The sequence below is a fragment of the Caballeronia sordidicola genome (assembly GCF_002220365.1).
Taxonomy (GTDB): Bacteria; Pseudomonadota; Gammaproteobacteria; order Burkholderiales; family Burkholderiaceae; genus Caballeronia; species Caballeronia sordidicola_C.
The window spans coordinates 1-10,600 of sequence record NZ_MTHB01000173.1; the positions used below are offsets into that span (position 1 = coordinate 1).

The 10,600-nt window shown below is 53.8% G+C and carries 6 protein-coding genes and 2 pseudogenes; 1 reads left to right on the top strand and 7 read right to left on the bottom strand.

Going from position 1 to position 10,600, the window contains the following annotated elements:
* Positions 1 to 152 precede the first annotated feature (152 nt).
* The 7 genes and pseudogenes from BSU04_RS25480 to BSU04_RS45680 form a co-directional block, all read right to left on the bottom strand.
* Positions 153 to 770 (bottom strand): IS6 family transposase, encoded by a 618-nt coding sequence (locus BSU04_RS25480; RefSeq protein ID WP_089163186.1) that lies wholly within the window; start codon positions 768 to 770, stop codon positions 153 to 155.
* Between the two features lie 749 nt (positions 771 to 1,519).
* On the bottom strand, positions 1,520 to 2,908 hold the full coding sequence (locus tag BSU04_RS25485; protein ID WP_089163187.1) for a sigma-54 dependent transcriptional regulator: 1,389 nt from the start codon (positions 2,906 to 2,908) through the stop codon (positions 1,520 to 1,522).
* 253 nt (positions 2,909 to 3,161) lie between these two features.
* The gene (locus BSU04_RS25490; RefSeq protein ID WP_179258437.1) at positions 3,162 to 4,322 is read right to left on the bottom strand and encodes a sensor histidine kinase; all 1,161 of its coding nucleotides are present in this window, start codon (positions 4,320 to 4,322) and stop codon (positions 3,162 to 3,164) included.
* A 213-nt stretch (positions 4,323 to 4,535) separates the two neighbouring features.
* Complete coding sequence (locus tag BSU04_RS25495; protein ID WP_089163188.1) at positions 4,536 to 4,772, bottom strand: response regulator; 237 nt, start codon at positions 4,770 to 4,772, stop codon at positions 4,536 to 4,538.
* Positions 4,773 to 5,947: 1,175 nt separating this feature from the next.
* Positions 5,948 to 6,310 (bottom strand): transposase, encoded by a 363-nt coding sequence (locus BSU04_RS25500; RefSeq protein ID WP_089163189.1) that lies wholly within the window; start codon positions 6,308 to 6,310, stop codon positions 5,948 to 5,950.
* A gap of 1,283 nt (positions 6,311 to 7,593) precedes the next feature.
* Positions 7,594 to 7,860, bottom strand: coding sequence for a hypothetical protein (locus tag BSU04_RS47180; RefSeq protein ID WP_218827349.1), 267 nt, complete (start codon positions 7,858 to 7,860; stop codon positions 7,594 to 7,596).
* Positions 7,843 to 7,940: pseudogene (locus tag BSU04_RS45680) on the bottom strand (DDE-type integrase/transposase/recombinase); the annotation flags it as partial. The gene BSU04_RS47180 and the pseudogene BSU04_RS45680, both read right to left, overlap by 18 nt.
* Before the next feature lie 1,755 nt (positions 7,941 to 9,695).
* On the opposite strand from BSU04_RS45680, the pseudogene BSU04_RS45685 reads away from it, so the two are divergent.
* Positions 9,696 to 10,600 (top strand): annotated as a pseudogene (locus BSU04_RS45685) (hypothetical protein); the annotation flags it as partial.

The window sequence follows — 10,600 nt, forward strand, 5'->3', positions numbered from 1 at the left end:
GACGATGCGACGATGCGACGATGCGACGATGCGACGATGCGACGATGCGACGATGCGACGATGCGACGATGCGACGATGCGACGATGCGACGATGCGACGATGCGACGATGCGACGATGCGACGATCAGTCGCCTGAGATGAAGAGGATTGCTTACATCACGAGAGAATAGAACTTTTGTGCAGAAGTCGATGCAACGCCATCGTCACATATCTGCCCCTTGCGAATCATGTGCGCGATCTCTATGCCAGACAGGATGATGCGCGCACACCGGAAATCCTTGAACCCCAACATCGGTTTGATGATGCGTTTGATGGCCCGGTGATCCTGCTCGACGACGTTGTTCAGGTATATGTTTGGCCGGACCTCGATCGGCGTCAAACGCTCGGCATTGAGCGCTTCAAGTGCAGCCAGATTCGCGCCGCTCTTGTCCACGTTAATTGTCTCGGGCTCACCGTTCTGTTCAATCGCCCTCTCGAAGTAGCGGCGAGCAGCAGCCTTATCACGATGGGCGCCCAGCAGGAAATCCACCGTGTTACCCGCCTTGTCGACGGCACGGTACAAGTATTTCCATTGGCCTTTGACCTTGACGTAGGTCTCATCAAGGCGCCAGCTCTTGCCGACAGGCCGTTTGCGTTTGCGGAATGCTTTTTCAAACACCGGCAGCAGCAGGATCACGTCCAGCGGGTAATGCAGCCGCTTCAGCACCTTGCCAATGCCAGCGGGCAGCGTCTTGCGCGGCGACTTCGTCTTTGCCATCACGCTTGTCATGCGTTGCGGTAGACGAATTTTACTCGACCGCGCTAATGAGACAAAACCCTTTTTTTGGCCTTGCCCCGCGGCGACCGAACAAAATACCCTAAAGTCTAATCAGCGTTACACCCTAGATGGTTAAAGAGTAGTGTCAATGACGCTCGCCTGTTGTCATCAAGAGCGCCGCGAACGCGAATCTCCTGAGGGAATACCAGACGCCCTTGCCTAGATCGCGCAAAGAATGAGAAGGTACGGCTCATGAATGTTTTCAGTGGCGGACTTTATCGGCGAGGTGACGCGGTCAGCGGAGCTGGTGGCTCAAGTCAAAGGGTGAAAATTCACGGTGTCCCCTGTGACGAAGAGTTGGCTGTTAGCGGGGACCGGAACCTCCTCTATGCAGCGGTCGGGACTTGCCGCGGTACGCTATGACTGGCCCAAGACGCTGAACGTCATCCGACCTATGGTAGATGAAGAGGGGTTGCCCCGCCTTGACTTTATCCTCGCGCCTTTCACTACAACGCTCAAGCGTCTGTGTGATTAGCAATAAGCATTAAGGCCTTCAGGTTCATCATGTGGCCCAACGGTATGACGACCATCGCATTCGCCACGTCATCCGGATTTGCAAGCGGGGTTCAACTGACTTTCTCGCCGCATCAGCAGCAATGCAATAGGTTGGCGCGTGGACACTCCTTCCATCGGGCCTCGCCGTCGTTGCGAGACAGGCAATTCGTTTCAGATGCGAAGGCATGTCAGACCAGGGACGAAGTTCACTCATCCGGCCTGGGCGCGTCTTCCATAGCAACCTCTGGAAGAACTGTTGCGACCCGCAGTGCGTGAGTGTTGAGCAGTCGATATAGCGTTACGCGAGAAATCCCCAGATCCTTCGCTGCATCGCCAAGGCGTCCTCGATGTCGCAGCAATGCCAGTTCGATAGCTTGGCGTTCAGCAGCTTCGCGCGCGCGTGCCAGCGACATCGGCGCGCCCGCGACATGCTCCCCGAGTTCGAGATCGACCGCGTGGATCTGGCGCCCGTCGGACATGACGATCGCGCGGCGCACGCGGTTGATCAATTCGCGCACGTTGCCCGGCCAGCCATAGATGTGGATTGCGGCGATCGCGTCGGGCGCAAATCCTCGCACTCGACGACTGGCGTCCATCTTGAAGCGCTCGAGTATGTGGTTGGCAAGCAACTCGATATCTTTACCACGCGCGCGCAGCGGAGGTTCTTTGATCTGCAGGACGCACAAGCGGTGGAACAGGTCGGCCCGAAAACGACCATCGATCATGGCCGTCTGCATCTCCACGTGCGTCGCGCAGATGATGCGCACATCGACGGGGGTGGGGGCGTGGCCACCGAGCCGCTCGACCGTGCGCTCTTGCAGGAAGCGCAACAAGCTCGCTTGGCTTTCGAGGGGCAGGTCTCCGATCTCATCGAGAAAAAGTGTGCCGCCATCTGCGGCCTCCACCCGACCGATCTTGCGCTGATTGGCACCTGTGAAGGCGCCGCGTTCATAGCCAAATAATTCCGATTGGAGAAGGTGAGTGGGAATAGCACCGCAGTTGATCGCGATGAACGGCCGATCGCAGCGCACCGAATTGGCGTGAATGGCAAGCGCGGTCAATTCTTTGCCGGTTCCCGACTCGCCGGAGATGAACACGGGCGCGTCGGTCATTGCAACCTTCCGGACAGAACGGAACAGCGCAAGCATTGCGTCGCACGATCCGATCATGTGGCCCTCTGAGTGACCGCTGGGCTGTTCCTTCCAAGCGCGCTCCGCCAACGAGGCCATGCCGTACGCGTGGCCGATGGCGTCGATGATCCGATCGTTTGATGCCGGCAACGCGACGTAAGCGAAGAAAAAATCACGAATCAGCTGGAGCACGCCTGGGTCTTCAATGTTGGTCGGATGGCATATCGCCACCCATCCGATTTGCGAATGAGAAAGCAACCCGCGAAGAGCTGGAAAATCCAGCGGCCGCTGGAACGTTGAGAAGTCAAACAGCCCCGCCGACGCACTGTCGAATCGGCGCGTGATTCCAAAGCCGTCGTCCGGCTCGATCGTCTCAACCTGCCATGCACGCTCCTCGAGGAGCGCTTGCAGAGACGCAACCACTTTGTCGCCGACATAGTAGAGCGTTCTCACATCCTCGTTCATCGTTCTCTCTAATGGTTATGCTTAATACAGAGGGCTTGGCGCCAAGGACCGGGTTGAATCCGACAACCTTCCGCAAACGCGCTAGCGAGTGGGTGCTTGAGGCCATCGGCCTGACGATTGCACGCTAGCGGATCTGCACAGTCACGAAATTCCGAAACACGTTCATCCGACGTGCACTGCAAGGTGTGCACACCCATGAGGTCTTGAATCGCGGCGTTGGATCTGACGGTAGGGACGGTGCTCCCGGTCTGTTTCAGAGGGAGTGACCGCCCCCCGTACCCGGTAACGGGCCACCATAAAGGGGGAGGCTAATCGTAAATGCACAACCTTTTCCGGGCATGTCGCGAGCGGTCAGGCTTCCTCCATTCAGTTCGACATTTTTTCTGGCAAAAGCCAAGCCAAGGCCGAGTCCGCTTCTGTCATTGGTGCTCTGTGTAAAAGGCAAGAATATGCCTTCCGTATCCCCTTTAGGCAGGCCGCCACAGTGGTCAACGACATCGATCATGATGCGGTCCGCCGCTGTATGTACATTCAAAAAGACGGCAGTGTGTGCACGGGTGAATTTGAAGGCGTTTTGCACCAGACTACCGAGAGCTGCATATAGCAGATCTCGATTCCCCCTGGCATTAAGATCTGGATGAACGGCTGCAACAAGGAGCGAGCATCCGCGTACCTGTGCAGCCAGCTCCGCAGCAAATTTGATCTCTTCGATGAACTCGGCGACGGAAAACACTTCCCCGCAGGGGGAAACCCCGGACGTTGAGCGTGTCTCGGCTAGCGCTCGATCGATCAAATCGCGAAGCTCAAACAGGCCGTGTTCGAGAACCGAGCCGGTTGCACCCTTAAGACTTAAATTGCTGGCCTTAGCTGCCGCAAAAGCAAGCATTGCTGTCCCGAGACGGCTTCGTAGATCCTCGGCCAAGTACTCTATCTTTTCGGTCATATCGAGCGCGGTGTTATGAGCCGATTTGGCATCACGCTGCGTGGTGTACTCGACAACAGCGCTCGCTATTGCATTTTCCAGGCAGCGGGTGAGCGTTCTGAATTCATCGACCACAAATTGCACCTCGCGCTCACAAGCAAGGTCCGTGATTGCCTGACACAGATCGCCATAGCTATGTACGAGCTGATCGATCGAAAATCCGAGAACAAGTAGTTCGCGCCCGTGCTTTGCAGCCGATCCGTCTACGTTGTCGTGGGGCAGCTCGCTCCCCGACAGGCCGTGATTTTCACCGCGGGTCATGGGATCGCTCGTCTGTTCGATTTTAAGCGTCTCGATCAATTGATCCAGGAACAATGGAACGCCGTTTTGCAGTTGTTCTTTGCTTATCGTGCGGCCAGATCGCCGAGCGACTTTCCTCCTGCACCGGTCAATCAATGCTGTGCGGTTATTCACCAAGAATTCGTGCATCATTGCGTCACCTTGAGCGTAATTTAGCAACGCCATTTGCAGAAATATCGATCGATCCGGCGCACTCCGCGAGAACAAAGGCAGTTGCGTGCTAGGAATCGACGGTCAATCTGGGGTCTGCGCTTCTATCTCGTTCCACTGCATTTCCCGTTTCACGCGACCTGTTCCGGCGGATGTGCCGCGAAGCGCAGCCGGAGGCCTTAGCGAGAATGCCTATCAGGCGGCCGGTGTAAGGGTCGCGTAGCCCTTTGCGGCAGTCTCCGGGATTGTTTGTATCTTCGCAAAGTCGACGGCTTTGACCAGATGATGGTCAAAGCCGGCGCCTAGCGCGAGTTGTCGGTCCGACTCTTGTCCATATCCAGTTATAGCAACCAGTATGATATCGGTCAGTCTCTTCTGCTGTCGTATCCAGGTGGGCACTTCATTCAGGATTTTGTCGAAGAAAACAGTCATGCCCACTCCGTTATTCTTTGATTCTGTTTTAAGCTTCAATGGTTGCCACGGCCGCTGCAAATCCATTGCTTTGGCACAGCAGGCTCTTCCAGGAAAGCAAATTCGCTTAAGTCGAAGTGGACAATTGGTGCGGTAAAAAAAGACAACCGTCGTAGGTAGAAGTTATTCGTTGCAACTTCTTGGAATAAAGGCCACGTTTTGGACGTGAAAAACTCTGCAATGTTACTGTTGACGCTTGGAAAGCAAGCTTACATTCAGCGGGTAAGATCAGAGACTCTAAATTGATTAGACTATTTGTCTCCACTCCGATTACGCCGAAGTCAAAAAACTTATCCCGATGTTATTTAATCAGGAACAAGATGTAGAGTACCTGAAATAATGGCGGGCGAACAAACATTTGAGACGAACAGAAATCGCATTCGGCCAAAGTGAAACACTGTTTCGGGCTTTAGGGAACGGCGGACAACCAGGGAGCACGATTCGATGAAAGTGAGCCTCAACATCGCGTGCATTCCGCTTAGGCTATCTGATCCATTACGAAGAACAGTGTGACTTCATCAGGCAGGCGTTCGAAAGAGGGTTAGCCTTTGTTGATAGCTCGGTGCGAATGACGTAGCAGATCGGTTTCCTTTCGCCCGTATAGATGATGACCAGCGGAAAGGACGAAACTTACATACTGGCCATGCGCCGCAGTAGCTCGCGGGCCTTTCATATCGACGAGCATCGCCTCAATGACAATGCACCCAGAAATCGTCGTCCTGAGACGATTTAGCAATATATTGCGCAGGACTCGACTGCGGTGATGCCAATATTCGAATCGCTGAAAAGCTGGATGATGTTCCGGCATCCTCGCGTCCTTGGGCGTCAGGTCTGCGCTGGGGATGCACCCTCGAAGCCGCGCTTCGCCAGATCACGTTTGTCAACGAACGCCTTGTTGTGTGGAGAAAGCCGCGGGAACGTGTCCGAGTCGGTTGTCGTTGGACTGGATCCGCCACGAGGAGACGGTCGAACCGTGTGCTCGAATCATTGAAAATCACCACTTTCCGCCAGAGCCGGTTTTAAATGAGCACGATCGATCGCTGTTAAAACCTGCAAGCGTTTCCGCCGAGTTACGTCGCGACCCCAGGGCAGAATGATCGCCGGCAAGCAGCCAATATTGGACCTCCTTTGTTCGTTTAGCTGTCGGTGTTGCGGGGATGCCAGGAAGATTTTGCGGCGATCTCAACACTTTCAGGTGGTGGGCGACTTTTGACCCCCGGCGGCCGCGCTTCGGGTAACGTCGCGCCAAGCACCTGGAAGATCGGTTGTATAAGATCGGCCAACTTCCAGCGATAGAAAGCACCGTAGCATGTGCTGTGCGGCGGATAGCTGCTGGGCAGGGCCGTCCAACTGGTCTTGTATCGACTGATCCAAAAGATCGAGTCGACGATGCCGCGCAAACGCGGATGTTTGCTGCACGCAGCGCCCGCGCGATTTAGTTCCGAGTAAACGAATGCCCATTCCACATCCGTTAGCTTCCTGGTTTCGTCGTGAATCATGGCACCTCCTCTAGACCGTATATGGAAAAGAATCCCGAAGTTGACCGCGCGGCTAGCGTGGCTGCATCGTTGCTGCTTATCCCTCTTCTTTGAGGTGCCTTTATTCGCAGTAGCTAATCTTCATTTAGTAACGCTGAGCGAATATTGATGCGGCACTGCCCGAATAGCCACTGCGCATGAACTACCTTAGGCGCGTAAGTCGATAAAAGATACTTATTACGGGCGAGTTACATCTGGTCACCATCCGTCATTACCTCATCGGAACACTCAATGGTTTGACAATGACAAGCGTCGCTCCCCGAATGTCTGATCCGACTAACGGCAACCTCCGCAATCTGGCCGAGGCATGACCACATATGGTGTTACTCCGCCAAACGCATCGACGTCCGCTTGCGAGCAGCGCATCCACCCTTTAACGTGGGCCTAGGGCATCATCGAGCCCCGGCGCACAAAAGCGACTTCGGCCCGGGTTCTGTAAAAGCACAAGCCGAATACAGTTTTGTAGACACTACTACACCCTATTTTCCAGCCGTATTTTGGTGGCGCTTCTACGATTACTGAACTTTCCTCATCCAGCGAAGTCCCTGTTGCTGCCAGTCTTACTCAGTGTGATCGAGCGAATAAAGAGGACCACGCGTCTGATAGCTGCGGGCATTTCGACAGCAGCCTGCTTTTTCCGCTTCCGCAGAATACGCGGATTGCTAGTCGCTACGCTCCAGAGCGGAGAGTGGTCAGCGCAAGCGCAAAATTAAAATGATGCAAAATCCCAATATACAAGGCGACTAGGCACAGAAGAAATGCAAAACCTACCTGCTTCACCGGACTCGCGAGAGTCGCTGGCACGCGATATAGGTGCGGTGTCGCACCTCGGGCAGTGCCGCCGATTCTACCAACGATCTGCGATGAGATTGGAATGGTGTTCGCCGCCGTCACGCGGGTTACGAACGTTACATGGACCGCGTGCGCCGTTCGCGATACCGTTACTGGCGGACAACTGGAGCTGGGAACGACACTCTGCTATGAGTCTCGCGCAGCCCGCGCGCCCACCATCATCGACCATTTTAGTGACAATGTGACCTATCGCGACCACCACAGGTCTGCATGTCTACAGGCTCGATAGCTATATCTCGGTCGCCATCGTCAAGCCGAATGGCGAATATTTCGGGAACCTGTGCGCAATCGACGCAAGGCTAGCAAAAGTATCTGAGCCGCGCGTCGTTCGCATGTTCGAGATGTTTGCGAATTTGAGCGCGATGCAGCTGGATAATGAGCAACACCAGTGGTCAACTGAAGCCCTTCTCACTACGGACCGGGAGATCGAAGCGCGGTTCTGTCGCGATAGGGGCATCTTGATGATGCAGACCCGAAATAATAAAGAATACTAACAAAACCATCGAATAAACCTTCTCGGCGCGGACGGATGAGGTCCATTTTCGGTTTTCATCTTCCCGTTCATGATCATATGCATTACTTCGATGCCGGACGGGATGATACGGGCGCACCGAAAATCGCTGAAGCCCAGCATCGATAGGGTCAATGGTTTTACCCACCTTATCGACCGCCGGTAGAGAATCCTCCACTGGCCTTTGACTCGGATATACGTTTCGTCCATCCGCCAACTCTTGCCCACCGGCCAGGACCCGGGCGATCCCCGGAGCAAGCGTCTTTCGCGGTGTTCGCGCTTTCTTCATCGCACAGCAAAAGCATATTTGTCAGCCTCGAATAGTACGCCTGCCGCCTTAGCGCTACATAACCCGCAAGGAGTAGGCATGTCGATGCCGGTTGCTTTAAGCGCCGCGATACTGGTCTCGTCACCCTTGAGGCCGTAGAGCTTTTCAACAGTCCGCACGAAAAACGAGAAGAAAAAACACCATCTATATGCTCATTAATGATCATATGAATAATCGACGCAGCATCTATTTATTAGATAAATAGAATTCGGTCAAAATTACGCATCAATCTATCAAATAAAAAATTCGAAAATCCGTTCGAAATATTGTACTTAATCGATAGAAATGTCTCGATATCTTATCAATAATGGGATAAAAATAGTCTTCCAAGATCATAGGAGGAGAGTCATTCTTTTTTACGAATTGCATGTTTTGATTCAGTTATGAAACGTTTTTTGTGAATATAATTGGCTCACGCAAAACAAGCTGTAAGAAATACTAGGTCTGTATTGAAGAGAGCCGCGGCAAGAACGCATTTGTTGTGCTAGGGATTGGAGAAGGCGAATTTAATAATGTTTTTACATCAGAACGCTGCAAAAGCTTGTGAACCCTTTACGCTAGGTGGGACGCGGATTTAAGCTTCCGCCGAAGAGCGAGTAGCCGACACCCGGCTGTATTCACGTTCGTCCTCCTTTGGGCTTGGATGTGTCGTGAATCGGATGCGCGGACATACCGCTTTGATATTTAGGCGCGAGCATTTCCGCATAAGCGGAAATGCTCGCGATTTGCAAACAATATGGGCAGCGGAAGAAAGGCTAGTAAGAACAATATGCATGGCAGTGCAAATAAATTGATACCACCTATTTCATTAGCAATGCATATTTTTAGAGTCTGTCCAAGAGGTAACGATTTAGCACTCCATATCTGCGTCAGGAACTCCATCGCGGTGCAGAATTAGTGTGCTTTTCCGGGATAACCAGTCGTTTCGAAGGCGTGATGTCTTCGGTCAGAGCGCGCGATCAGCGATCTGTGGATAGACGTGCGCGCTTCGCCAGCGGCCGAGAGAGGCGAATCGAAGCGCGAACTGACGATCTGGCACGCAGCTATCTGTCAGGGCAGTGAATTTGTTGATTGCATAGAAGTAGTTTTCAGTTTTTATAAATAGGTTTGCGCACGACTTTAGTTAAACAAAGTCGCTGCTTGGCTGACAACGCAGCGTGAGCCGGTCGACGTCCGTTCCGTCGAGGTTGATGAAACCTCCAGGCGGGGGATAACTGCGCGTGCGGCCCAGTCACAGTCGGATATGTGGCAGCGGGACAACTAGCCTGGACAGTTTCTTCGAAGCAAGCTCAATTTCCTGTCGCTGTGACCAGTCAAGACGGATTGGATAACTTATCTATTAATTAGGATGACAGAATATATAAGGAAATATTTAATTTAATCGGCCGGTTCTCCCTACACGAGAGCCTTGGTCAGAAGTGAACCCGTGGAGTCAACCGCGCGTTCGGCATTGACATGTCGAAGGGTGCCGTTCTTGCAGCACGGCAGCAATCAGCAGCATCCCCGGGTCAAATCTCTCAGCTCCATAAAAAACGCGAACGCGGGACGACTTCGGTCGATCTTGTCGATCCTCGGGGATTACTTGCAGAAGCACAACAGGGATTACAATGAAATATTTAAGACTACTTCCGATTTCAATTGCGACGACGCTGGCGATGTTCGGTGTTGGCAATGCCCAGGCGCAAAGCAGCATCACTGTCAGCGGCGTGAAATACACGTTCTGCGGGAGTGAGAACGGCAACTGCAAATTTTCCGGCAAGGGATCCGTGGTGTTCGGTGCGGTTCCGCCGAACTCGCCGACCGTCATGCTGACTAGCCCGAGTACCTTCACGAACGGCGTCAACTGTTATGTCGGGGCTGTCTCGCAGACCGATCCCGCTTACGGCTACGCAAAATCGTGCTGGGTCAGCCTTGCATCCATCACCACGCCTCCCGTCACGACTCCGCCGGTGACCGCTCCGCCGGTGACCACACCACCCGTGACCACACCGCCGGTTACGACAACGCCGGTGACAACGCCGGCGACGACGCCATCCGTCACGACGCCGCCAGCTACCACGTCGACTCCAGGTACGACGGCCATCGCACAAACAGCCCAATCCGTCCTCATGCCCCCTAATACCTCGGCAAACCCAAGCTTCGCGGGCTTGCCTAATGGAACCCTGCCTGGCTCGACCAACGTATCCAAGGTCAACGTTCACACCCTGCTTTATCCGGGCAACACGACCAAGGTGCTGGTTCACTATTTGCCGTGGTTCGACGGCGGAAATGACAGTGGCATCAACGTGGGCTACAGTAACAGCGACCCCAATTACATCAACGCATTCTTCTCTGACCTGACAAGTCGCGGTGTAGACGGCATGATGGTGGATTGGCAGGGGCAGACGGACCAGTCCAATACGCGTTGGTTGGTCGCTCAGCCCATGATTCGAAAGTACCCGAATCTCAGCTACGCCATCATGTTGGATTCCAACATGTTCAACAAGTACTCCGGCAGCAACCAGCAGAAAGTGATGGATGCCATGGCCTATATCAGCGCGCAGTATTTCGCTGATCCCCA

Bases quoted from the DNA above. Each gene is read 5' to 3' on its own strand.
- BSU04_RS25480 (WP_089163186.1), bottom strand. From the start codon at position 770: ATGACAAGCGTGATGGCAAAGACGAAGTCGCCGCGCAAGACGCTGCCC.
- BSU04_RS25485 (WP_089163187.1), bottom strand. From the start codon at position 2,908: ATGAACGAGGATGTGAGAACGCTCTACTATGTCGGCGACAAAGTGGTT.
- BSU04_RS25490 (WP_179258437.1), bottom strand. From the start codon at position 4,322: ATGATGCACGAATTCTTGGTGAATAACCGCACAGCATTGATTGACCGG.
- BSU04_RS25495 (WP_089163188.1), bottom strand. From the start codon at position 4,772: ATGACTGTTTTCTTCGACAAAATCCTGAATGAAGTGCCCACCTGGATA.
- BSU04_RS25500 (WP_089163189.1), bottom strand. From the start codon at position 6,310: ATGATTCACGACGAAACCAGGAAGCTAACGGATGTGGAATGGGCATTC.